Annotated in this window: 21 protein-coding genes; 11 read left to right on the top strand and 10 right to left on the bottom strand. The window is 63.0% G+C overall.

What is annotated here, in order from left to right:
* Positions 1 to 45 precede the first annotated feature (45 nt).
* Positions 46 to 711, bottom strand: a complete 666-nt coding sequence (locus H0A72_RS10800; protein WP_180155103.1) for a GntR family transcriptional regulator — start codon at positions 709 to 711, stop codon at positions 46 to 48.
* A 230-nt stretch (positions 712 to 941) separates the two neighbouring features.
* Between H0A72_RS10800 and pruA the strand changes: the two genes are divergently transcribed.
* Both pruA and H0A72_RS10790 read left to right on the top strand, forming a co-directional pair.
* Positions 942 to 2,588 carry an L-glutamate gamma-semialdehyde dehydrogenase gene (pruA, locus tag H0A72_RS10795; RefSeq protein ID WP_180155101.1) on the top strand — a complete coding sequence of 549 codons (1,647 nt, stop codon included), beginning with the start codon at positions 942 to 944 and terminating at the stop codon, positions 2,586 to 2,588.
* A gap of 12 nt (positions 2,589 to 2,600) precedes the next feature.
* Complete coding sequence (locus tag H0A72_RS10790) at positions 2,601 to 3,596, top strand: Bug family tripartite tricarboxylate transporter substrate binding protein (protein WP_180155099.1); 996 nt, start codon at positions 2,601 to 2,603, stop codon at positions 3,594 to 3,596.
* Positions 3,597 to 3,644: 48 nt separating this feature from the next.
* On the opposite strand, the gene H0A72_RS10785 is transcribed toward H0A72_RS10790, so the two are convergent.
* Positions 3,645 to 4,211, bottom strand: coding sequence for a YceI family protein (locus H0A72_RS10785; RefSeq protein WP_180155098.1), 567 nt, complete (start codon positions 4,209 to 4,211; stop codon positions 3,645 to 3,647).
* 246 nt (positions 4,212 to 4,457) lie between these two features.
* Positions 4,458 to 5,315, bottom strand: a complete 858-nt coding sequence (locus H0A72_RS10780) for a MurR/RpiR family transcriptional regulator (protein WP_180155097.1) — start codon at positions 5,313 to 5,315, stop codon at positions 4,458 to 4,460.
* A 150-nt stretch (positions 5,316 to 5,465) separates the two neighbouring features.
* On the opposite strand from H0A72_RS10780, the gene H0A72_RS10775 reads away from it, so the two are divergent.
* From H0A72_RS10775 to H0A72_RS10750, 6 genes are read left to right on the top strand one after another with little or no spacing between them, the layout of a single operon-like run.
* Entirely contained in the window at positions 5,466 to 7,664 is a 2,199-nt protein-coding gene (locus H0A72_RS10775; protein ID WP_180155096.1) for a N,N-dimethylformamidase beta subunit family domain-containing protein, read from the top strand.
* Between the two features lie 20 nt (positions 7,665 to 7,684).
* On the top strand, positions 7,685 to 9,016 hold the full coding sequence (locus H0A72_RS10770) for an aspartate aminotransferase family protein (RefSeq protein ID WP_180155095.1): 1,332 nt from the start codon (positions 7,685 to 7,687) through the stop codon (positions 9,014 to 9,016).
* The gene (locus H0A72_RS10765) at positions 9,009 to 10,295 is read left to right on the top strand and encodes a hydantoinase/carbamoylase family amidase (protein WP_180155094.1); all 1,287 of its coding nucleotides are present in this window, start codon (positions 9,009 to 9,011) and stop codon (positions 10,293 to 10,295) included. The genes H0A72_RS10770 and H0A72_RS10765 overlap by 8 nt, the downstream gene beginning before the upstream one ends.
* 45 nt (positions 10,296 to 10,340) lie before the next feature.
* Positions 10,341 to 11,327: a Bug family tripartite tricarboxylate transporter substrate binding protein gene (locus H0A72_RS10760; RefSeq protein WP_180155093.1), complete on the top strand. Its 987-nt coding sequence runs from the start codon at positions 10,341 to 10,343 to the stop codon at positions 11,325 to 11,327.
* A gap of 19 nt (positions 11,328 to 11,346) precedes the next feature.
* Entirely contained in the window at positions 11,347 to 11,583 is a 237-nt protein-coding gene (locus H0A72_RS10755; protein ID WP_180155092.1) for a hypothetical protein, read from the top strand.
* Positions 11,580 to 12,986, top strand: coding sequence for an amidase (locus H0A72_RS10750; protein ID WP_180155091.1), 1,407 nt, complete (start codon positions 11,580 to 11,582; stop codon positions 12,984 to 12,986). The genes H0A72_RS10755 and H0A72_RS10750 overlap by 4 nt, the downstream gene beginning before the upstream one ends.
* A gap of 14 nt (positions 12,987 to 13,000) precedes the next feature.
* On the opposite strand, the gene H0A72_RS10745 is transcribed toward H0A72_RS10750, so the two are convergent.
* The 7 genes from H0A72_RS10745 to H0A72_RS10715 form a co-directional block, all read right to left on the bottom strand.
* The gene (locus H0A72_RS10745) at positions 13,001 to 13,813 is read right to left on the bottom strand and encodes a GntR family transcriptional regulator (RefSeq protein WP_180155090.1); all 813 of its coding nucleotides are present in this window, start codon (positions 13,811 to 13,813) and stop codon (positions 13,001 to 13,003) included.
* Positions 13,771 to 14,754, bottom strand: coding sequence for a tripartite tricarboxylate transporter substrate-binding protein (locus H0A72_RS10740; protein ID WP_180155089.1), 984 nt, complete (start codon positions 14,752 to 14,754; stop codon positions 13,771 to 13,773). Before H0A72_RS10740 ends, H0A72_RS10745 begins: the two co-directional genes overlap by 43 nt.
* A gap of 42 nt (positions 14,755 to 14,796) precedes the next feature.
* On the bottom strand, positions 14,797 to 15,462 hold the full coding sequence (locus H0A72_RS10735; protein ID WP_180155088.1) for an RraA family protein: 666 nt from the start codon (positions 15,460 to 15,462) through the stop codon (positions 14,797 to 14,799).
* A 24-nt stretch (positions 15,463 to 15,486) separates the two neighbouring features.
* Positions 15,487 to 16,269: an amidohydrolase family protein gene (locus tag H0A72_RS10730; RefSeq protein WP_218953272.1), complete on the bottom strand. Its 783-nt coding sequence runs from the start codon at positions 16,267 to 16,269 to the stop codon at positions 15,487 to 15,489.
* A 74-nt stretch (positions 16,270 to 16,343) separates the two neighbouring features.
* A complete protein-coding gene (locus H0A72_RS10725; protein WP_180155086.1) occupies positions 16,344 to 17,360 on the bottom strand; it encodes a Bug family tripartite tricarboxylate transporter substrate binding protein in 1,017 nt (338 codons plus the stop codon).
* A gap of 103 nt (positions 17,361 to 17,463) precedes the next feature.
* Positions 17,464 to 18,510, bottom strand: coding sequence for a ketopantoate reductase family protein (locus H0A72_RS10720; protein WP_180155085.1), 1,047 nt, complete (start codon positions 18,508 to 18,510; stop codon positions 17,464 to 17,466).
* Between the two features lie 35 nt (positions 18,511 to 18,545).
* Positions 18,546 to 19,277 carry a PIG-L deacetylase family protein gene (locus H0A72_RS10715; RefSeq protein WP_246436941.1) on the bottom strand — a complete coding sequence of 244 codons (732 nt, stop codon included), beginning with the start codon at positions 19,275 to 19,277 and terminating at the stop codon, positions 18,546 to 18,548.
* 245 nt (positions 19,278 to 19,522) lie between these two features.
* On the opposite strand from H0A72_RS10715, the gene H0A72_RS10710 reads away from it, so the two are divergent.
* The 3 genes from H0A72_RS10710 to H0A72_RS10700 all read left to right on the top strand — a co-directional run bounded on the left by H0A72_RS10710 (position 19,523) and on the right by H0A72_RS10700 (position 22,643).
* On the top strand, positions 19,523 to 20,218 hold the full coding sequence (locus H0A72_RS10710) for a FadR/GntR family transcriptional regulator (protein WP_180155083.1): 696 nt from the start codon (positions 19,523 to 19,525) through the stop codon (positions 20,216 to 20,218).
* Between the two features lie 121 nt (positions 20,219 to 20,339).
* Positions 20,340 to 21,749, top strand: a complete 1,410-nt coding sequence (locus H0A72_RS10705) for an FAD-binding oxidoreductase (protein ID WP_180155082.1) — start codon at positions 20,340 to 20,342, stop codon at positions 21,747 to 21,749.
* Positions 21,750 to 21,872: 123 nt separating this feature from the next.
* Positions 21,873 to 22,643: a GntR family transcriptional regulator gene (locus H0A72_RS10700; RefSeq protein ID WP_180155081.1), complete on the top strand. Its 771-nt coding sequence runs from the start codon at positions 21,873 to 21,875 to the stop codon at positions 22,641 to 22,643.
* Positions 22,644 to 22,686: the final 43 nt, after the last annotated feature.

The following is a 22,686-nucleotide window of genomic DNA, read 5'->3' as shown; positions in this document are numbered from 1 at the left end:
CCGCCATGGGGCCGCTCCGGCCGCGATGCCGGCGCAAGCGCGCCTTCATGCCTTGCCGGCGGACTTGCGCCGGAAATAAGCCTGGACCTCGCGCTGGGTATGCTCGATGTGCCGCCGCAGCAGCGCCACGGCCTCGTCGACGTCTCCGCGCTCACAGGCGTCCAGGATCTTCACGTGGTCGCGATGCGAGCGTTCGTGGCCCGCCACCGCGCTGACGCGCTGGCGCATGATCTTGCCCATCTGGTCCTGCACCGACTTGATCAGCGCGACCAGGCGGGGCCGATTCGCGGGCGCATACAGGCATTCGTGAAAGCGCGCGTTCAGTTCGCTCCAGCCTTCTTCGGTGATGGCGGCGTGGTAGGCGTCCAGCAGCGCCCGCGCGTGGGCGATGTCCGACGCCGCCATGTTGGGCACCGCGAGCTCCAGGGCCCGGCATTCGATCGCGATGCGCATGTCGAGCATTTCCACGTAATCCGCCACCGTCAACACCGTGACCGTGGCGCCCGCATTGGGCGTGAAGGACACCAGCCCTTCCGACTGCAGCCGCATGAGCGCTTCGCGCACCGGTATCTTGCTGACCCCGAGTTCGGCGGCGATGTCGTCCTGCCGTATCGGCGAGCCTTCCGCCAGCGCGCCGTCCAGGATCCGCTTGCGCAGTTCCAGGTATACCCGATCCGTCGCCGTGGTCTTCTTAGTGGCAGCATTCATCATAAAACAGCCCAATCCCTGACGAGCCGGCATGCCGGCAACACGACCGTACTATACCCTCCGGGAAGCGCGCACAGCTGTATCAGCGTAAACACCAACTTATTACGTCCAATAAAATCGTATACTATTTCGCAAAATAATATCTGATACCACGCGATACGCCGGCATCGAATCCTGCAGTCGCGTGCCGCACGGTTCCCCATCAACCTTCGCCAGTGAGCCCCCATCCAGCAATGAGCAGCAGCGCCCCCCTTTTCGACAGCGCCATCGGGCCCGTCCTGAAAGCGCAAAATGAACCCGTCCTGGGCTATGCCCCAGGTTCGCCCGAACGCGCGGCCCTGCAGCGCGAACTCGAATCCCAGAGCCAAAGCGCAGCAAGCATCCCGCTCGTCATCGGCGGTGATCACATCGACACCCGCGCGCGGGTCGACCTCGCTGCGCCGCACGACCATGGACACAAGCTGGCAACGGTCAGCCAAGCGGAAGGCAAGGACATCGAGCTCGCCATCGAAGCGGCCATGAAAGCCCGCCAAGAATGGTCGCGCTGGTCTCTGCAGGACCGCTCTGCGGTGTTTCTGAAGGCGGCGGACCTGCTGGCCGACAAATACCGGCAGCGCCTGAACGCCGCGACCATGCTGGGCCAGAGCAAAACCGCGCAGCAGGCGGAAATCGACTCGGCTTGCGAACTCATCGATTTCCTGCGCTTCAATGTCCAGTTCGCGCAGGAAATCGCGGCCCAGCAGCCCAATTCGTCGAGGGGCATGCGCAACCTGACCGACTACCGTCCGCTTGAAGGCTTCGTGTATGCGGTCACGCCGTTCAACTTCACGGCGATCGGCGGCAATCTTGCGACGGCGCCGGCGCTGATGGGCAACACCGTCATCTGGAAGCCCGCCGCCACCGCGGCGCTCAGCAACTATCTGTTCCTGCGGCTGCTCGAAGAAGCCGGGCTGCCGCAAGGCGTCATCAATTTCGTGCCCGGGAACTCGTCGGAGATCAGCGCGCGCGTCTTCGGCCACCCCGACTTCGCCGGCCTGCACTTCACCGGCTCCACCACCGTTTTCGACGAGCTATGGCTCAAGGCCGCCCAGAACCTGAAGTCATACAAAAGCTATCCCCGCCTGGTGGGAGAAACCGGCGGCAAGGATTTCGTTCTCGCGCACGCTTCGGCGGACGTCGAAGCGCTGGCCGTGGCGCTGCTGCGGGGCGCCTTCGAATACCAGGGCCAGAAGTGCAGCGCCGCGTCGCGCGCCTACATTCCCGCATCGCTCTGGCCGGCATTGCGGCAGCGCCTGCTGGAAGACGTGGCCGGCATCAAGATGGGCAACGTGCTCGACCTGTCCAACTTCATGGGCGCCGTCATCGACGACAAGGCGTTCCGCCGCATTGCGCGCTACATCGACCTGGCGCGGCAGGGCGCAGGTGCCAGGATCCTGGCCGGCGGCCAGGCCGACGCAAGCGCGGGCTACTTCGTCCCGCCCACCGTCGTGCAAGTGGAAGACCCCGGCCACGCGTTGATGCAAGAGGAAATCTTCGGCCCGGTGCTCTCAGTCTACGTCTACGAAGACGCCCGCTGGGCGGACGTCCTTCGGCTCGTCGACACCACCAGCCCCTACGCCCTGACCGGCGCGGTCTTTGCGCGTGACCGCCAGGCCGTCCAGGAAGCGAACGGCGCCTTGCGCCATGCCGCGGGCAATTTCTACATCAATGACAAGCCGACGGGCGCCGTCGTCGGCCAGCAGCCTTTCGGGGGCGCACGCCGCAGCGGCACCAACGACAAGGCCGGCTCCGCCTTGAACCTGCTGCGCTGGGTATCGCCGCGCACCGTCAAGGAAGCCTTCCTGCCCGCCACGCACTACCGCTATCCCCACATGGAATAAGGAGGAAACACCATGAACCGTTCAAACGGAAAAAGAGCCTTACTGAAGTTCGGCGCCGCGCTTGGCCTGGCGCTGCCTTTCGCCATCCAGCCTTCCTGGGCCGACACCGACGCGGCCAAAGGCCCCACGCGCATCATCGTGGCGTTTTCCGCCGGCGGCTATACCGACGTCATCGGCCGCGTACTGGCCGAGCAGCTGTCCAAAGACTTGGGCCGCAGCTTCATCGTCGAAAACAAGGCCGGCGCCAACGGCGTCATCGGCACGGTCAGCGTGGCGCGCGCGCGAAACGACGGCTCCACGCTGCTGCTTGCCGCGCCCGGGCACGTCACCAACCCCTTGCTGCTCAAGGACGCCCCCTACGATTCCCTGAAGGACTTCAGCCCCATCATCAAGGTGGCGACGCTTCCCAATGTGCTGGTGGTGCCCGTCAACTCGCCCTATAAGTCTTTGCAGGACATCATCCAGGCCGCGAAGGCCCAGCCGGGCGCGCTCACCTACGGCTCCGGCGGCATCGGCTCCAGCAACCACCTGGCCATGGAGCACCTCGCCAAAATGAGCCGGATCTCGCTTCGGCACGTGCCGTACAAGGGGAGCAGCCTGGCCGAAACCGACGTGGCCGGCGGCCATGTCGAAATGATGTTCTCCGGCGCCGGGTCGGCCGTCACCAAAGTGCAGTCGGGCACGCTGCGGGCGCTGGCGGTAAGCGCCAAGGCGCCGCTCGCCTCCCTGCCCGGCGTGCCCACCGTCGATGGCGCCGGCGTGCCGGGCTATGAGTTCAGCTCATGGCTGGGGCTTTTCGCGCCGGCCGGAACGCCCCGGGACGTCGCGGAAAAGCTCAATCAGGCCGTGAACCAGGCCATGCGGAATCCCTCCGTCAGCGAACGCCTGAACTCATTGGGAGTCGACCAGTTCAAGCCGAATTCCATACAGGATTTCACGGCCTTCCTGAAAGAGGAAATCGAGACCCAGCGCGCACTGGTCGCCGGCATGGACAACATCAAGCAATGACGAACGGGCTGCGCAGCGGCATGGCGGCCGGGCGTTCCGCAGCGGCCCTCAGCGCTTCAAAGCCTCTATCTGTATCAGGATGCGGACTTCGTCGGGAATGCCGGGCAGCCCGAACGTCATGCCGAAATCGCTGCGCTTGAGCATGGTTTCGAAGTCGCCCCCGCAAGCTTCCTTTTTCGCGCGCGGGTTGTCATAGCAGTTGAAACGCAAGGCGTTCAGCGTAACCGGCTGCGTCTTGCCCAGCAGCGTCAGCATGCCCGAGACCGACTTGACCCGCCCGTCTTCAAATATGAAGCCGTCGCCCACGAACCGGGCCGTCGGATACACCGGGACATTGAGGAAATCCGCATTGCGCAGGTGGTCGTTGTAGGACTCTATGCCCGTGTTGACCGAGCCCGGGCGTACCACGACGTCGACCTTGCCTTTCCGCCCGGCCTTGTCCAGCGTCACCGTGCCCTCGACCGTATCGAAACGCCCTCGGTTGGTGGAGGTGCCGGAATGCAGGACTTCGAAGTGAACGAAGGCGTGCGTGGGCTCGACGTCGTAGATGGCTTCCTGTGCATGGGCCAGGCCGGAAGCCGCCAGGATGGCGGCGGCGAACAGTGCTTTTTTCATGAATGAGTTCCCTATGGTAAGCGGCTGTATTGACAGCGCGAAGCAACGAAACGCGGCGGGCGCAAAACGCCGATGCAGCGTCTGACGGCTTCGAGTCTAGCCACTCGCGGACAACCCGCCGTGCCTGTTTCGCGGGATGCGTGATTTAGGTCAAAGGACGGCGCAACGAGGTGATTTCAACGTATTTCATTGCGGTTTTTCGGTCAAGAAGCAGTGAGCCGGCGCCCACCGCCGCGGCCGTGAACATTACTCGTCCGGCTCGAAAGCTCCCGTCTCCACCATCAGCCTTTGATACTCCCTGGCCCTTTGCAACGCGCCGGCGCCCATACGCGAAGTCCACGCCGAAGCCAGCCACTGTACGGCCGCCATGGCGCCCACCATGGAATCGAAGAAAGCGTCCGACTCTTTGCCGACCAGCAATCGCCTGTCCGTCACCCGCGCCAAGGCGCTGAGCGGCGCATCGACGATTCCCAGCGTCCAGGCGCCCGCCTTCGATGCCCGCCGCGTCGCGCTGACGGTTTCCCGGCTGCATGGACTGAAGGACGCGGAAATCACGATATCGTCCTTGCCGAGGCCCAGCAGGTCCAGGCCGAAGGCCCCGCCCCGGTCATCCGCCAGGATCGCGCCCGGGCAGGTGATTCGAAGCAGGTAGTGCAGCCAGGTGACAACCGGCGTACAGGACCTCCGGCCGATCAGCGCGATCCGCTGCGCCCCTACCATGCGCTCGACGGTCTCATCGATGACTTCAGCGTTCTCGGGTGTGTAGCAGCGCTGCACATTCTTCAATTCCGTGCGCAGCATTGCTTGGGGCGATGCCAGGTAATTGAAGGTGGTCAAGCGTTCGGCGAACATCGACTCGCCCGCACCGTCGCGCAACACCTGCGCAAATCCCTCCCGCAGGCCCTTCCATCCGTCGTAGCCCAGTTCTTGCGCCAGGCGGATGAACGAGGCGCTGGAATGCCCCGACAAGGTGGAAAGCTCGTTCAAAGGGCGGGTGGCCACTTCGGCGGGATTGGCGAGAATCCAGCTGGCCGTTCGCCGCAAAGTGCGGGAAAGGTTTTCATATCGACGGCGCAGCTGTTCCTGCACCGATAACGGTTTCATCTTCATAGCCTTTCACTTTGCCACGGCTCGCATGCGCAACCCGCTGATTTAGAAATGGATTTTTTACTCCAAAACTTCTTTGTTTGGAGTATTCAATTTACCATTCCTGGAATTCTTCATAACGACATGCGCCTGGAGGGACGAGCCGCGATGATTTCACTTGTAGGATATACGGACAGGTTTTCAGCCCGCCCCGGGGAAAAGATCGGCGTCAAGGTTTCCAGCGCCTTGCCCGCGCCCTATCACGCGGATCTCGTGCGCATTCACAGCGCCGACCCCAACCCCGAAGGCCCCGGAGTCGTCCTCGAAGAACTGCCTTCGTCCTTCGCGGGCGCCTATGCATCCGTCAAGCAGGAAATCCGCGCCGGCTCCTGTGGCATCGCTTCCACGGCCGGCTTGCGGCTTGAGGGCCAATGGACGGCTTGCGTGAGGGTACAGCCGTGGCTCCTGAATGACGGCGAGCAAGTGGCGCTCAGCATTCAGGCGGACCAGGCCCTGTCCGTCGCCGTGCGCCGCAACGGCATTTGTGTGCGGATCGGCGCCGCGCGCTGCGAGCTTTCCGCAGTGCTGCACGAAAGGCATTGGTACGAGCTGCGCCTCGTCGGCGATGGGGACCGCCTTGTGGTCATGCAGACCCCGATCCCGCCGGACGGAGCCGCCTTGCCTGCCTGCACCGCGTCGATGCCATTGCCCCGGCCCATTGGCCACGTAACGAGAGTGGTGTTCGCCGCGGAACCAGGCAACCCGGAAAACGGCTTCCATAACTATTTCAATGGCCGCATCGAGCATCCTTTTTTCCTTCAAGGCGCGCACACCGATCGCGCAATCCTGATGCCCCATGCCTATCGCCATCCCGAATTGCTGGCGTGGTGGGACTTCAGCCGGGACATCGGCTCCTTGGCCATCTCCGACCGAGGCCCCTTCAAGTTCCATGGCAGCCTGCTCAATCTTCCCACCCGGGCCGTCCGCGGCCCCTTCTGGACGGGAGCCGGCATGGACTGGAAGCAGCGCCCGGACGACTATGCTGCCGTCCATTTTCACGAAGACGATTTGTACGATTGCGGCTGGACGACGGACTTCGAATTCGTGGTGCCCGGCGACATGCGCAGCGGCGTATACGGCATACGCCTGAGGGAGCGCCCGAACGATGCCTCGGGCGCAGAGGACATCATCCCGGTTTTCATTGTGCCCGGCCGGGGCCGGCCCCAGGCCCGGGTCGCGCTCGTCATCCCCACCTATACCTATCAAATCTACGCCAACTACGACAGAAAAAATTACGACGAAGCGTTCAAGGCCCGCATGGCGCAATGGGGAACATACCCCCACCACCCGGCGGAAAACAAACAGTTCGGGCTGTCCTGCTACAACCTCCATGCGGACGGAAGCGGGGTGACGTTCTCGACCGCCCGGCGGCCCATTCTGACCATGCGCCCGGCCTACATCGCCTATACCGACCAGCGGGGCTCGGGCCTGCGCCATTTTGCGGCGGACATGCATATCGTCGCCTGGCTGGAAGCGAAAGACATCGAGTTCGACATCCTGACCGACCATGAACTCGAAAAAGAAGGCGCAGGGGCCTTGCTGCCCTATCAGGCGGTCTTGACCGGCACGCATCCCGAATACCAATCCATGGCGACGCTGAACGCCTTCCGCGACTATGTGAACGGCGGCGGACGCCTGGCCTACCTGGGCGGCAACGGCTTCTATTGGCGCATCGCCGCGAGCGAAACCGTCCCCGGCACCTTGGAAGTTCGCCGCGCGGAAACCGGGGTCCGCTCATGGATCGCACAGCCGGGCGAGTACTACCACGCCCTCGATGGGGGCTACGGCGGGCTTTGGCGCAACAACGGACGCGCGCCCCAGCAACTGGTGGGGGTCGGCTTCAGCGCGCAAGGCAAGTTCGAAGGCTCCTACTACAAGCGGCTGGAGGCATCTTATGAGCAGCGATTCGCCTGGATGTTCGCGGGAATATCCGACGAGCGCATCGGAGACTTCGGCTATTCGGGAGGCGGCGCGGCGGGCTTCGAGCTCGACCGAGCCGATTTTCTGTTGGGCACGCCCCCTCAGGCCACCGTATTGTGCCGCTCCGAGGGCCATTCTTCGACCTTTGGCGCCACGCTGGAAGAATTGATCGCTCCACCGGCCTACAAAGAAGGCGACAAGGCGGCGTCTCTCGTCCGCGCGGAAATCGTGTACTTCGAAAACGACCAGGGAGGCGCGGTCTTCTCCGTGGGATCGATCACTTTCTGCGGCAGCCTGCCGTGGAACGGCTTCGACAACTCCATTTCCAGGCTTCTGGAAAACGTGGTCCATCATTTTTGCCGCAACGGCGACCAAGCTCCCTCTTGAACCAGCAATAGAGTCAAACCATGTACGACGCAAGCACTTATCCGAAATCAAACGCGCTATATGCCGAAGCGAAACAGTATCTCCCCGGCGGCAATACGCGCACGACCGTATTCGAAAAACCTTTTCCGCTGTATGCCTCGCATGGCAAAGGGTGCCATGTATGGGACGTGGACGGCAACAGGCGCATCGACTGCATCAACAACTATACGTCGCTGATCCATGGGCATGCGCATCCCGGCATCCACCAGGCGGTCCTGAAGCAGATGGAACGGGGCACTTGCTTTGGCATGCCGACCGAGTCCGAAATCTCATTGGCGCGGGAACTGGTCCGGCGCCTGGATTCCGTGGATACCGTGCGCTTCACGAATTCGGGCACGGAAGCGGTGATGATGGCCATCAAGGCGGCTCGCGCCTACACCGGCCGCCCCAAGATCGCCAAGGTGGAAGGCGCCTACCACGGCAGCTATGACCCGGCGGAAATCAGCCTGGATCCCGGTCCCCAGCAGTGGGGAGGAAACACGCCCAACCCCGTGCCTTATGCGAAGGGAACGCCGGCGAGCGTGATCGAAGACGTCATCGTGCTGCCCTTCAACGATCCCGACAAGGCGAAAGAGCTGATTTCCCTGCACGGCCGCGACCTCGCCGCGATTCTGATCGACCCACTGCCGAACCGTGCCGGGCTGATCCCGGCGTCGGACGCCTTCCTGGGCGCCATACGCGAAACCGCGGACGCGGTCGGAGCGCTCGTCATCTTCGATGAAGTGATCTCGTTCCGGCTGAGCCACGGCGGCGCGCAGGCGCTGTTTTCGATCTCGCCCGATCTGACGACGCTCGGGAAGGTCATCGGCGGCGGCTTCCCCGTCGGCGCGGTCGGCGGAAGGCGCGATGTCATGGCCGTGTTCGACCCATCCTCGGGCAAGCCCGCCTTGCCCCACGGCGGAACGTTTTCCGCCAATCCGGTGACGATGCAAGCGGGATGCGCCGCCCTCGAATACCTGGACGAGCAAGCGTTCTCGCATCTGGATCGAATCGGCGGCGAAGTCAGGCACGCGGCCAACGAAGCACTGAAACGGCATGGCGTTCCCGGCGTCGTCGTGGGAATGGGCTCTTTGCTCAAGATCCACTTCACCGACCGCGCTCCCGCCAACTATCGCGCGGTCTACCCCACCCCCGCCGAAACCTCGAAGCTGCGGATCTTCAATCGGACATTGATCGAAAACGGCATCTTGCCGTCAGGCTATGGCTTGATGGCGCTTTCCACGGCCATGGCCGCGGACGACATCCATCAGATCAACGCCGCAATCGACCTTGCGATCCGCGCCGTCAAGAACCAGGAGCCCCTCCATGCATGATGCGCTGAACAAAGAGATAAGCCGGCTGTCCACCGCAGCGCAGGACCTGTTCGATGCGATCGCCGAGGTTTCCCGGGACGGACCCGGCATCACCCGGCCCGCTTACTGCGAGCAGGAAACGAAAGCGGGCGAGCTCATCAAGCGCTTCGCCGAATCCGAAGGACTGGAATGCGGCATCGATGGAGGCGGGAACTTCCAATACGACTTGCCGGGCAAAGACCCGCATGGCATGACCGTCATGGCCTCCCACCTCGACTCGGTTCCGCTCGGCGGCAACTACGATGGCCTGGCGGGCGTCGTTGCGGGCACCCTGGTCCAAGCGGCCTGCAAGCGCGCCGGCGTGATTCCCCCGCGCCGCCTGAGGACCCTCGGGCTTCGCGGCGAAGAAAGCCCGTGGTTCGGGACCGCATACCTGGGAAGCAAGCTGGCGCTGGGCCAGCTCACCGACAAGGACCTCAACGAACTGACGCATATCAGCACCAAGCGGTCCCTGGCCGCCCATCTGCAAGCGCTCGGCGTCCCGGCCGACGCGGCGTCCATACATGGCAAGCGGCTGCGCCACGAGGACGTTCACTCCTATCTGGAACTGCACATCGAACAAGGGCCGGTGCTCGAAGACCTTGGCATACCGATCGGCCTGGCGACGGCGATCCGGGGCAACATCCGCCATCCGTTTGCCAAGTGCCACGGCGTCTACGGCCATTCGTCGACCAGTCCGAGGCATTTGCGCAGCGATGCCGTGATCGCGACTTCCCAGCTCGTCTGCGCCGCGGACGAGCTCTGGAAAAGCATTCTGGACGAGGGGAACAACGATGACCTCATCATCAACTTCGGCATATTTGCCACGGACCCGGCGCAGCACGCCATGACCAAGGTTCCGGGGGATGTCCGCTTCAGCTTCAATATCGCAGGCACGAACAATGACGTCGCCCGCGATCTGTATCGCCGGATTCTCGCCGAAGCGGACCGCATACAGAAAGAATTCCGGGTACGTTTCGATTTCGGCCCGAAAGTCGGCACCGAGGCCATCCATCTGGATCCGGCCCTGCTCGACACGGCGGACGCCGCGGCAGGCGACCTCGGCCTGAAAACCCTCAGGATGCCCACGGTCGGCCATGACGCCGCCATGTTCGCCCGGCTGGGCGTTCCGACCGGGATGATCCTGGTCAGGAACCAGAACGGCAGCCACAACGTGGACGAGGCCATGCGCATCGAAGACTTCATCGATGCCACCAAGGTCCTTGCGCTCTGCGCGCTGAGCGCCACACCGCGACACTGATCGCAGTCCCTTCAAAACTTATCCATCCATCAGGAGACAACCATCATGACCTTCCTTTCAAGAAAAATCTCGACGTGCTGGAAATTGCTGCTTGCGGGAGCCCTTGCATGGGGATGCGCCGGCCCGGCTCAAGCCGCATACCCCGACAAGCCCGTTCGCCTCGTGGTGGGGTTCTCGCCGGGAGGCACCACCGACATCGCGGCACGGGTGATCGCCGCCGAACTCGGCAATATCCTGAAGCAGTCGTTCGTCGTGGAGAACAAGCCCGGCGCCGGCAGCAACCTGGCGGCCGAGCATGTCGTCCGGTCGAACCCGGACGGCTATACCTTGTTCGTCATTGCCGTGACTTCGGCCATCAACCAGACGCTGTACAAAAACCTGAACTTCGACATCGTCAAAGACTTTGCGCCGGTGGGCTTGCTCATACGCTCGCCCAACGTGCTCGTGGTCAATCCATCCCTGCCCGTGCACAACGTGAAGGAACTGGTCGACTACGCCAAGAAGAATCCGGGCAAACTCGCCTTCGCATCTGCCGGAACCGGCGGTTCGACCCACATGGCGGGCGAGCTGTTCAAGCTGCAGGCCGGCATCGACATGCTGCACGTTCCTTACCGCGGCAGCGCGCCGGCCATGACCGACCTGATAGGCGGACAAGTCCAGCTGAGCTTCGACAACATGCCCTCGGCCTGGCAGCATGTCCAGACGGGCAAGCTGCGGGCGCTCGCGGTCACGACCAAAGAGCGCTCGGCCAGCGCGCCCGACCTGCCCTCCATGGCCGAATCGGGGTTCCCCGAATTCGACGTCTCGGCATGGTTCGGATTGGTGGCGCCCGCGGGAACGCCAAAGGACGTCATTGAAAAGCTGAACGCCGCCGTGAACCAGGCACTGGCGATGCCGTCCGTACGGGAACGCTTCGATGCCATGGGAGCCGTCGCCGCCCCCACCACGCCCGAGCAGTTTGGCCAGTACATCAAATCCGAAGTGGAGATCTGGGGCGAAGTGGTGAAGGCCTCCGGCGCCACCGCGAACTGATTCCACAGCAGGAGGCTACATGGCCCAGGACATTCCAAGGCCGCCGCAGCGGCCCATATCGCCCACCTCTCCCGAGGAGTTTTCGGAATGGGCGCTGCGAACGGCCCGCGGCCTGGGCTTGAGCAAAGCCGCGGATGAATACCCGGAGCAACTCATCCGCGCCGCCGCCATGGCCAGGGCCGGCGTGGAAGCCCTGGAAGAAGACATGCCCGGCATCGCCTTGCTTCCGCGGCCCGCCTGGAGCCTGACCAAATGAACGACGCCGACCTCAGCCAGCTCGGCCTGCACGAGGCGTCCGAGCTCATTCGCAGCCAGGATCTGTCGCCCGTCCGGTATGCGCAGGCGCTATTGAACCGGATCGCCCGGGAAGACGGGCGCCTGCATGCGTTCATCGGCGTCACCGAGGACATCGCCCTGGACGGCGCCCTCGCCGCGGAGAAGGAAATCAAAGCAGGCAGATGGCGCGGCCCCTTGCACGGCGTGCCTTACGCCCTCAAGGACATCATCGATTACGCGGGCGTACGCACTACCGCGCAATCCGCCTTGTTGGCAGACTACATCGCCGCCGAAGATGCGTGGGTGGTGAAAAAACTAAAAAGCCAAGGGGCCATTCTGCTGGGAAAACTGGGCACGGACGAATTCGCCTGCGGCGGGCATCCGGTGGATTGCCCCTGGCCGGCCCCCCGCAATCCCTGGAACCCGGAATACATCACCGCGGGATCCTCCAGCGGCAGCGCGGTCGCGGTTGCCGCGCGCATGGTCCCCATGTCGCTCGGCACGGACACCAACGGGTCGATACGGAACCCGGCCGCCCGCTGCGGCCTGGTGGGCATGAAGCCGACATATGGCCGCGTCAGCCGCAACGGGGTCGTTCCTTTGGCGCCGACGATGGATCATGTCGGCCCGATGACGCGCACGGTGCAAGACAACGCCTTGGCGCTGCAGGCCATCATGGGCAGCGACCCCGCGGATCCCGCAACCTGGAATCGCCCGGACGCCGACATCACGCACTACGCATCCGGCCTGAAAGGCCTGCGCATCGCGGTCGCGCGCAATGTGTACATGGAAGACCCGGCCGCCGATCCCGAACACATTGCCGGGATCGAAGAGCTGGCGCGCGTGCTGGCCGAGGGAGGCGCCACGCTGCATGAAGTACGGATACCCACGCTGCGTAAATACAATCAGCTTTCCCGGCTGCTGCTCAGCATGGAAGCCTACGCCATCCATGAGCCCTGGCTGCGTTCCGACCCGGGGTGTTATGGAACGCGATGCCGGGAACGCCTGCTTCAAGGCGCGTTCCTGACCGCGGCCGACCATGCCCGCGCCAATGAACTGCGCAGGCGCTATTGCGCGGAGCTTTCAGGCCTTCTGTCGAATGCGGACCTGCTGGTGACCGCTACCGGCTATGATGCCACGCCCAAGGTGAGCGATGCGGAAGCGTTCCTGAAAACCTACGAGCGCCAGGTGCGGATGCCTTTCAACATGACCGGCCATCCCGCCCTGGTGGTTCCGACGGGTTTTTCCAGCACGACCGGCATGCCTCTTTCAGCGCAGATCGTGGGCCGCCACTTCGAGGAAGCCACCCTCTATCGCGCGGCAAGCTTCTATGAGCGGCTCCGGCCCTGGCATCGGAAGTGTCCGCCCTTGCAATCCGCCTAGCGCCGGCGACCCCATCAAACCGAAGACCCCTGCTCGATCCTGTACTGTATTTCACTGGTATCCAGCAGGATGGTCCGATATTCCACGGGCACATCCTGATATGTATATGCGATGCGCTCGATTCTAAGTAACGGAGCCTGGGGCCGGACGCCGAGTTCGCGCGCCACGGCGGGCGTGGCGCTGCTTACACCAACATTGGCTTCGACCCGGATCACATTGATGTTGTACATCGTGTGGTAGAGCGAATACAGCGACACATCGTCCGGCTGGAATTCCTTGGCGTCCAGGCCCGGAAACAGGGCGACGGGCACGCACGGATTGCTGCGCCCCACTGCGCGCCCGTTGATTTTGAATAGCATGTGTATGCTGAAAACATCCCGGTCGCTGTACCGATACAGCTGCAGCGCGTCGATGGTTTTTTCCGTCGCGGCTTCCCTCGAAATGGACAGCAATTGACGAACGGGATAGTGGCGCTTTCCGGAAGCATCCACCAAATGAAAGAAGCGGTACAGGTTGCGCGACACTTTCTCCGTGGCGACGAATGTGCCTTTGCCCTGCTTGCGCACCAGAATGTTGGCGTCGACCAGCTCGCCCACCGCTGCCCGAATGGTGGACTTGCTGACGCCGTACATGTCAGCCAGGTCGGATTCGACCGGAAGCTTGTCGCCCGCCTGCCATTTCCCTTCGGAAAGGGCCTGAATGATTTTTTCTTTGACTTCTTTGTATAACAGCATATTCCGCATATCTTGAAGGCGGCGGGCGACATGGGCCAAGGGAAGCCTGCTTATTGGGCCGCCAAGTTCTCTTCCTTGATGAACTTCTGCCATTTATCGGTTTGCGACTGAATCAGCTCGGCCAGCTCTTTGGGCGTGCTTCCTTCAGCCTCGATGCCCAATTCCAGCAGCTTCTTCTTCACTTCCGGCGTTTCCATGATCTTGATGACTTCTTTGTTCAGCTTGTCGACAATGGTTTTCGGCGTGCCCGCGGGAGCGAAAAGAGCGATCCAGGAACCCGATTCATAATCCGGCAAATCAGCCGCCTGCGCCACAGTCGGGACATCGGGAAGCAGCACGGACCGATTTTTTCCGGTTACCGCCAGGGCCTTGAGCTTGCCGGAATCGACGTGCGCGATGGAGGAGGTTTTGATGGATTCCATCATCAGCGACACGCGCCCGCCCAATATATCATTTGTCGCCTGCCCCGTGCCCTTGTAGGGAATCTGCAGCATCTGCGCGCCCGACTTGCGCAGCAGCATTTCCATGGCCAAGTGGGAAATCGAGCCATTGCCCAGCGACGCAAAGGTGAACTTCTTCGGATCTTTTTTCGCTTCGGCGATCAGCTCCTTCAGCGTGTCGGCCTCCACAGAAGGGTGCGCCAGCAGCACGTGCGCGGTATGCGCCATCAAGGTGATGGGCGCAAAGCTTTCCGCCGGCAACGGCTTGTCCTGGAAAATGGGCGCGGTGATGAAGGCGCCGCTGGTTCCCACGAGCAGCGTATAGCCGTCCGCGGCGGCTCTGGCCACTGCGGCCAGGCCTATGCCCCCTCCGGCGCCCGGGCGGTTTTCGACGACGATAGGCTGACCGATCGCACGTTCGAGTTCGTGCGCAACGACGCGCGTCATGATGTCCGAGGTATTGCCGGGCGGAAACGGCACCAGCATCGTGACCGGCTTGTCGGGATAGGGTGCTGCCGCGGCGGCGGCGCCTGTGCCGGCCAAGCCCATCAACACCGCGGAAGCGAATACGGAAAACTTGGATTTGAAGCTCACATCGATCTCCTGTTTCGGGCGTTGCGCCGCCCGTTGTCATGGTCAGGCCTGGCCGGCCTGCTTGCGCTGCAGCGTGTGATAGCCCAGCGCCTCGCGAGCCGCTCGCAGGGAGCTGCCGGATTCGGTCGCCTGGATGATGTCCTGCTCGGCCTGGCGCGTCTTGACTGCGCGCTCCAGCACTTCCAGGACTCTGCTGAAGGGGATCACGACGACGCCGTCCCGGTCGCCCACCAGGAGGTCGCCAGGGTTGACGCGAACGTCTCCCAGGGAAACCGCGCCTCCGACCTCCTCCACCTGGACGCGATCCTTGCCCGTGCGCATGAACGTGCCCCGGCTGAAGATCGGATAGCCGCAATCCATTGCTTCGTGCGAATCGCGGCACACGCCGTGGATCACGGTTCCCCTGAGGTTCTTGCGTTTCGCGATCTGGCTGAGGATGCCTCCCCATACCGTGCAATCGGTTCGCCCTTCATTGTCCAGGACGATGATTTCCGTTTCTTCCACATCGTCGATGAAGTCGCCCACCGTGCCGGCGTTCAAAGGGTCCACAGGGGCGAAGCGAACCGTAAAGGCCCGCCCCATGATCTTGTGATCGCCCGTCACGCATCCCAGGCCATGTGCCGGGCCCGGGAGCCCGAAGAAATCCAGCGCGTCCGAAATCTCGGCGGTGGACAGTTCTTTGTATCTTGGGTCTTGCCAATTGGTCATGCGTCTCTCCACTTGATTGATTCGTTAAAGAAATTTATATAGGCGTGCCGGGTTGTCGCTGAATATCTTTTTTCTCAGCTCTTGTTCCGGCACCCAACGCAGCATCGCGCCGATCAGATCCCCGACCCGCGGCAGGTCCTCATCCGCGGTCAGGACGAAAGGCCAGTCGCTCGCCCAGACCATGTGCCCGGGCGCATGGCGGACCAGCGTCCGAGTCAGGTTTTCGAGATCGGCATAAAGCGGCGGGCCCGATAAAGATGTGTTGTAGATTCCGGACAGCTTCACCCACACCCTTCCGGTATCCAGCAAGCGAAGCAAGGCCGCCAAGCCCGGATGGCTGACGTCCACGGGCTCCATGAACTTTCCGCTATGTTCGATCACGACGTCGCAGGGCAGCTCCCGTATCATGTCCTCGCGTTCATGCAGCCTGCGGCCATCCATCTGCAGTTGAATGTGCCACCCCAGGTCGGCCGCCGACTTGGCCAGGCGGGGAATGTCTTCCCAGGCGACGACGGCCCGGTCCGTCATGCGGCAGCGTATGCCCTGCACGCCCGCCGCGCGGAATCGACGCAAGGTTTCCAGGGAAGCGCCGCCATCCACAACGACGACGCCGCGCGCCGTGCCGCCGAACTCTCGCAGGGACTCCAGAACGCAAGAGTTGTCCGTGCCATAGTAGGTCGCCTGAACGACCACTGCGCGCTGCAGGCCGTACCGCGCCTGAAGGCGGCGATAGTCCTCGACGCGCGCCTCCCGGTTCAGCGGCAGCGCTCCTTGCGCAAAAGGAAACCGCCGGTCGATGATATGCATATGGCAATCGCAGCTGCCGGCCGGCAGCTGCCACTTCCCGACTCTGTCCGCCATCCTGATCCTCCGCGTCACGCTTATTGGCCCTTGCCTTTCTTGCTCTGTTCAATGATGCCGCGGTACTTTTCGACCTCTTGGCCGATGAAGGCCGTGAATTCCTCGACGCTGTCGCTTCGGACCTCTGCGCCTTGGCTCAGCAGGCGTTCCTTTACGTCTTTGGAAGCGAGAGCCGCCGCAACGTCGCGGTTGATCTTCTCGACGATAGGGCCGGGCGTGCCGCGGGGGGCGAACAGCCCGAACCATGCCGAGATGTCCACCGCCACGCCCAGCTCGGTCAGAGTCGGTGTGTTGGGCAGCAGAGGCGAGCGGTTTCTGGTGGTGACCGCCAGCGGCAGCAGGCGTTTTGCCTGAAAATGCGCCAAAGCCGGAGGCATGCCTGAGATGGCGCTATCTATCTGCCCGCCAAGCAGGTCGACGATCGCGGCATTGCCGCCTTTGTACGGAATGTGTATGAGCGATATGCCTGCCGCCTTATTCAAGAGCGCACCGGCCAAGTCGCCGGAACTGTTTTCTCCCGAGGTTCCATAGCTCACCTTGCCGGGATTCTGTTTCGCGTATTCGATAAACGACGAGATGGTTTTATGAGGGCTGGACGCATTCACCACCAGGATCAGCGGGCTGTCGGCCGCCATGATGATGGGCTGCAAGTCGCGGACCGGCTCGAAGTTTTTTTGCGGTGAAATTACGCTATTGATCGCGATTTCAGGGGTGTACGCCATGAGCAAGGTATAGCCGTCCGGGCTCGAGTTGCCGACTTGGCTTGCGCCGATGGAGCCGTTCGCCCCCGGCCGGTTGTCCACGATCACGGGGACTCCCCAGGCGACGGTAAGCTTTTCGGCGACTGCGCGGGCGATGAGGTCCGCGCCGCCTCCCGGCCCGTAGGCCACGACGATACGTACGGCCCTTTCCGGATAACCGCCGGCGGCCGCGCCGGATGGCTGGGCATGCGACAGCGGTGCCAAGGCGAGTCCGGCGAGCAATAGCGCCGCGAGCGCCGAATGTTTTGTCATGGTTTCCAGCCATTTGGTGATCATTGTCGTCTCCTTGTCGTCATGCCGGCCGGGAGCCATGTCCGCCGGCCAGTGCTTGCCATCCGGGCCCAGCGATACATGGACCGCTGCGCCGGGCATGCGCCGCCTATATCCCGTCGATGAGTCCGGGCCCCGGTTTCGCCGTACCCCGTTCCACCGCCTTCACCAGCTCATGCAGCTTCGCATTCAGTGGCGTGGGAATGCCGATTTCGGCGCCTTTTCTCGCAATCAGTCCATTGATGTAGTCGGACTCCGTCCTGCGGCCCCGCTCGATGTCCTGCGCCATGGAGGGCCGTTGATCCGCGCGCCGACGTTGCGCGACGCCCACCAGCTTGGATACCGCGTGCTCCAGGCCTTCTTTGTCGCCTTCTCCCGCTCGTGCCAGGAGCTCGGGGTCCATGCCCTGCATGGGCACCAGCGCATAGCCGAGCGCCTGGCCCACGCGTATGGCTTCGCTCGCCAGTCGGATGGAAACCCAGCGCGGCGCCTCGTTTAGATCGCGCTCATTGCCGTTCAATGCGGTAATGGCGGACAAACCGTTGCGCATGGCATTGATGACGAGTTTGGACCAGCGCTCCCCCCACAGATTGGTGGTCACTTCGGAATAGTCGGCATGCTGAAGGAGGGCCGCAATCGCCTTGGCGCGCGCCGTGACCCGCCCATGGCATTCGCCGATGCGAAACACCGTGTGATCCTTCGAGCCCAGCGCAATGGTCCGCTTGATGTGGCCCGGCTTGTAAAGCTCCACCGCGATGATGCTCGCAATGCATCCCAACACGCGTCCCCAGCCGACGATGCCCGCTATTTCCTCTTCCATCGTCGAGTTCTGCAACGATACGACGCAGCCGTTCGGCGCCAGGTAGGGAGCGATCAGCTCCGTGGCCCAACGGGTGTCATAGCACTTCGTCGCAATGATGGCGACGTCGATCGGTTCCTCCTTGGCCAGGGATTGCGCATCGCAGACATGCAGCGCACGCACCGGCACGACGTGGCTTTCTTCCGGCGTGACGCCCTGCAGGCTCAAGCCGTGCTTTTTCATGCACTCCACGTGCTCGGGCCATTGGTCGATCAGGGTGACGTCCACCCCGGCCCTGGCCATGTGGCCGCCCACGTATCCGCCGACGCCGCCCGCTCCCACCACCGCTACTTTCATCCTTGCTCCTCCGTCTCGGTCTATTCGGTTGCCATTCAAACAAATGCTTCGCCGACATATGGCTCGAACCGCATGTAGGCCTCCGCGTAGCGGATCGCCTTGTTGCCGGAAACGCGCTGCGCCAGATAGCCGCGGTACTGCGCACGCCCTGTGTAGTTCTCAACCAAGTAGGCTTGCGAATCGACCAGGCTCATGGCTTTGAGCTTTACATCCATCACGTCGGTGATATCGATGAAGGTGTCGGGTTTGAAATTGCAGAATTCCGGCTGGTCGGGCTCGAACATGCACACCTTTACTCGACCGATTTTTTTCGTTTCCGGGCTTACGCCCGGCACGGCGGCGCAGCGCAAGGCCCAAAAGAAAGCGCGGGCCGCTTCGGGATGATCGAAATTCAGCGGATCCTCGGTATGGTGCGTCAATGCCACCGTCGGGTTGAAGTCACGGATTTCGTCGACCAGCTTCAGGTAGTGCAGCTTGTCCAGAACCATGGGGTGATCATCGAAATCCAGATACCGGATCTCGGCGCCCAGCAGCGCCGCGGCTTCGTCCGCCTCCGCGCGCCGAATCTCCTTCACTTCTTCGACTCGTATGCCGGGCCGGCTCGCCCAGACCTCCGCCGACTCGCCGCGCTCGCCGAACGTGAGATCGATGATCCTCACCTTTGCGCCGGCACTTGCGTATTTCGCGATCGTCCCGGCGCACCGCCATACGAAATCCACGGCATGCGCGCTCACCACCAGCAGACGCTGGTTCGACAAATCAACCATTTTTCACCGCTCCTTTTGCTTAGCACTTATGAATACCGCCGGCCTTGGATTCAGGCATCCAAAGAACCTAATGATTGTTATGATTACAATGATTGGTATCAATTTACCGGATTGAAGGCGCGTCGTCAAGCATCGAATGACGAAAGCCCGATTCCAGGGGGTCCGCCCCGCCGCGGGCGCTCTGATATGATGTCTTGCGCCCCACAACCCGACACACGGCGCTTTTGACCAAAGAAAATACCGATATGTCTACGGACGGCCTCAAACCCGTAAAGCGCCGGGCCTCCCTGGCTGACGACGTGGCCGACGCGCTGCGGGAGCGCCTGCTGCGCGGCGACTTCAAGGCGGGTGATCGCCTGCCCACGGGTTCGGAGCTTTCCGCCGCCTTCAGCGTCAGCCTTGCCGTGATCCGCGAAGCGATGTCGCGCCTGAAGCACGACGGCCTGGTGGAAACCATCCAAGGCGCGGGGGTGTTTGCCACCGGCACGGGCGGCTCCAAGACCTTCAGGCTCGACGCCGACGGCGGCGGCCAGGAAGCGCTCAAGCACATCTTCGAGCTGCGCCTGGCCTTCGAGGAAGGGGCGGCTTACCTGGCGGCATCCAGGCGCACGCCCAGAACGCTGCGCGGCCTGCACAAGGCCTTCGAACTCATGCATGCCGACGACCCGGGCGCCGGCGCGGCGGCCGACAAGGAATTCCACCGCCTGATCGCCGGGGCCACCGGCAACCCCCTGTTCCTGGAATTCTTCGACTTCCTGGCCGCGCGCATCGACAGCACCATCTTCATCGCCCGCGCGCATTCCGCCGAAGCGGGCGTCAGCGCCGAAGCGCTGGAAGAGCATCGAGAAATATTGCGGGCCATCGAAGCCCGCGACGGCGCGGCCGCCAAAGCCGCCATGTTCAGGCACTTAAACAACGCGGCGGCGCGGCTGCGCTTGTAGGAAGCCAAGGCCAGGGGCTCGTCCAGCCGTGGCCGCCAAGTCTTCTGAAAACCTGATAACATGACAGGAAGCCAGGTTCCTTTCCGGCCCAACACCTTTATCTTCCATCCTCATTCACCCCATGACATCCGATTTTCTGAAACAACTGCGCGACACGCTGGGCACCGACATCGTTGAAACGGACGCGGACGGCATCGCGCCGTGGCTGACAGACTGGCGCGGGGTTTACAAAGGCAACGCGCAAGCCGTGGTCCGGCCCCGCACGACCGGGCAGGTCGCCGCGTGCCTGCGGCTTTGCAATCAATACGGCGTGCCGGTCGTGCCCCGTGGGGGCAACACCGGGCTGTGCGGCGGAGCCACGCCGGACGCCTCCGCCGCCAACGTCATCTTGTCGCTGGATCGCCTGAATCAGGTCCGCTCCCTCGACACGGTCGCCAATACGATGGTGGCCGATGCGGGCTGCATACTGGGCAACCTGCGCCGCGCGGCAAGCGAGGCCGACCGCCTGTTGCCGCTGAGCCTGGCGGCGGAAGACTCCTCACAGATAGGCGGCAATATCGCCACGAACGCCGGCGGCGTGAACGTGTTGCGCTATGGCATGGCGCGGGAGCTGGTGCTGGGCATCGAAGCCGTGCTGCCCAGCGGCGAAATCTATGACGGCCTGCAGACCCTGCGCAAAGACAATACCGGCTACGACCTCAAGCAGCTTTTCATCGGCTCCGAAGGCACACTGGGCATCATCACCGGCGTGGCCTTGCGCCTGCAGGCGCCCACGCGCGTGCGCGCCGTGGTGCTGGCGGCGGTCGATTCGCCGGACCAGGCGCTCCAGCTGCTGCGCCTGGTCTTCGGCGCCTGCGGGCCGCGCCTGCAAGCCTTCGAATTCTTCACCGATCAATGCCTCGATCTGGTCCTGAGCCAGGTCGACGGGCTGCATGCCCCCTTCCCCACGCGTCATCCGGCCTACGTGCTGGTCGAGCTGGCCGACACCGCCGGCGAAGAAGCCTTGCAGGCAATGCTGGAAGAAGTCATTGGCCAGGCCCTGGAACAGGAGTTATGCATGGACGCCGCCTTGTCCGCGACGCTGGCCCAGCTGCACAGCCTGTGGCGCCTGCGCGAAGAGATCTCGGAAGCCCAGAAAGCGGACGGCCCGCATCTGAAACACGATATCTCCCTGCCCATCGAGCGCATCCCGGAATTCATGCAGTCCGCCGAAGCGCGCCTGCGCACCGTCGCCGGCGACGCCCGGCTGTACATTTTCGGCCATTTCGGCGATGGCAATCTGCACTACAACGTATCGCGCCCGCTGGGCGCGGACCGCGGCTGGGCGCATGAGTGGGAAGAACGCATCGCGGATCTCGTCTTCGAGGAAGTGGCTCGATACGGCGGCAGCATCAGCGCCGAACACGGCATAGGCCAGCTGAAGCGGCGCGCCTTCCACCAGCACAAAGACCCCATGCAGATACGCTTGATGCGGGACATCAAGCGGCTGTTCGATCCGAACGGCATCATGAACCCCGGCAAGCTGCTGTAAGCGCGCCGAGTGGCGAGCGGCCGGACCCCGCGCGAGGTCCGGCCGCTCCTATCTATTTGTCCCATAAAGGTTTTTCATTTGTCCCATTGACCGGTCAAATAGCGCGTCGCTACCATCTGTGGCATGAACACTCACAGACCGCTGAACGCCGCCATACCGGTGCCCAAGCATCATCAGGTGTATTTGCTCTTGCTGGAAAAGCTGAAGAATGGCGCATTCGCCAACGGCTTTCCGAACGAGTTTTCCCTGATGGCGCAATATCAAGTGGCGCGCGTCACCATCCGCAAGGCCATGGCCCGCCTGGCCGATGAAGGATTGATCGAACGCAGCCCCAGGCGGGGCACCCGGCCCACCGCGAATTCGGCGTCATTGGCCGACATCAAGCTGGCCGGCCTGCTGGGCAGCCTGTTCCAGGCCAATCTGAAGCTGGCCATCCGAGTGCTGTATTGCGAACAGATCCCGGCCAGCAACGTGGTACGGGCGGCGCTCGGCCTGCCGGAAGGTTCGGACGTCATGAAGTCGGTGCGCCTGCGCAGCGCTTCGTCCGGGCCGGTCTCGCACGTCACCAGCTTCACGCCGCTGGAATTCTCCAAAGCCATCAAGGCCGACAAGCCCGAACCTCTGCTGGTGCTGCTCAAGGAAGCCGGCGTGGAAGTGGGGCGAGCCAAGCAAAGAATCTCCGCCCAGCTCGCGGACGCGCTGGTGGCCCCCTTGCTGGACGTGGAGGTGGGCTCGGCCTTGCTTGCCGTGTCGCGGATCTTCTTCAACAAACAAGACCGGCCGGTGCAGTTCGAATTCGGCCTGTACAGGCCGGACCGCTACCAGTACGAAATGGAGTTGTCCGAACACGGCGACCTGGACGCCAAGGTCTGGATCAGTCAGGCCTCCACCTGAACCTGAAGTCCGGCGTCGACCCACCGCCGCCCCCCAACCCTCT

The organism is Parapusillimonas granuli (assembly GCF_013416525.1).
GTDB lineage: Bacteria > Pseudomonadota > Gammaproteobacteria > Burkholderiales > Burkholderiaceae_B > Parapusillimonas > Parapusillimonas granuli.
The sequence above is the reverse complement of the archived record's forward strand: the minus strand, read 5'-3'. Positions and strand labels throughout refer to the sequence as shown.

Bases quoted from the DNA above. Each gene is read 5' to 3' on its own strand.
- H0A72_RS10800 (WP_180155103.1), bottom strand. From the start codon at position 711: ATGATGAATGCTGCCACTAAGAAGACCACGGCGACGGATCGGGTATAC.
- pruA (WP_180155101.1), top strand. From the start codon at position 942: ATGAGCAGCAGCGCCCCCCTTTTCGACAGCGCCATCGGGCCCGTCCTG.
- H0A72_RS10790 (WP_180155099.1), top strand. From the start codon at position 2,601: ATGAACCGTTCAAACGGAAAAAGAGCCTTACTGAAGTTCGGCGCCGCG.
- H0A72_RS10785 (WP_180155098.1), bottom strand. From the start codon at position 4,211: ATGAAAAAAGCACTGTTCGCCGCCGCCATCCTGGCGGCTTCCGGCCTG.
- H0A72_RS10780 (WP_180155097.1), bottom strand. From the start codon at position 5,315: ATGAAACCGTTATCGGTGCAGGAACAGCTGCGCCGTCGATATGAAAAC.
- H0A72_RS10775 (WP_180155096.1), top strand. From the start codon at position 5,466: ATGATTTCACTTGTAGGATATACGGACAGGTTTTCAGCCCGCCCCGGG.
- H0A72_RS10770 (WP_180155095.1), top strand. From the start codon at position 7,685: ATGTACGACGCAAGCACTTATCCGAAATCAAACGCGCTATATGCCGAA.
- H0A72_RS10765 (WP_180155094.1), top strand. From the start codon at position 9,009: ATGCATGATGCGCTGAACAAAGAGATAAGCCGGCTGTCCACCGCAGCG.
- H0A72_RS10760 (WP_180155093.1), top strand. From the start codon at position 10,341: ATGACCTTCCTTTCAAGAAAAATCTCGACGTGCTGGAAATTGCTGCTT.
- H0A72_RS10755 (WP_180155092.1), top strand. From the start codon at position 11,347: ATGGCCCAGGACATTCCAAGGCCGCCGCAGCGGCCCATATCGCCCACC.
- H0A72_RS10750 (WP_180155091.1), top strand. From the start codon at position 11,580: ATGAACGACGCCGACCTCAGCCAGCTCGGCCTGCACGAGGCGTCCGAG.
- H0A72_RS10745 (WP_180155090.1), bottom strand. From the start codon at position 13,813: ATGGCAGAAGTTCATCAAGGAAGAGAACTTGGCGGCCCAATAAGCAGG.
- H0A72_RS10735 (WP_180155088.1), bottom strand. From the start codon at position 15,462: ATGACCAATTGGCAAGACCCAAGATACAAAGAACTGTCCACCGCCGAG.
- H0A72_RS10730 (WP_218953272.1), bottom strand. From the start codon at position 16,269: ATGCATATCATCGACCGGCGGTTTCCTTTTGCGCAAGGAGCGCTGCCG.
- H0A72_RS10725 (WP_180155086.1), bottom strand. From the start codon at position 17,360: ATGATCACCAAATGGCTGGAAACCATGACAAAACATTCGGCGCTCGCG.
- H0A72_RS10720 (WP_180155085.1), bottom strand. From the start codon at position 18,510: ATGAAAGTAGCGGTGGTGGGAGCGGGCGGCGTCGGCGGATACGTGGGC.
- H0A72_RS10715 (WP_246436941.1), bottom strand. From the start codon at position 19,277: ATGGTTGATTTGTCGAACCAGCGTCTGCTGGTGGTGAGCGCGCATGCC.
- H0A72_RS10710 (WP_180155083.1), top strand. From the start codon at position 19,523: ATGTCTACGGACGGCCTCAAACCCGTAAAGCGCCGGGCCTCCCTGGCT.
- H0A72_RS10705 (WP_180155082.1), top strand. From the start codon at position 20,340: ATGACATCCGATTTTCTGAAACAACTGCGCGACACGCTGGGCACCGAC.
- H0A72_RS10700 (WP_180155081.1), top strand. From the start codon at position 21,873: ATGAACACTCACAGACCGCTGAACGCCGCCATACCGGTGCCCAAGCAT.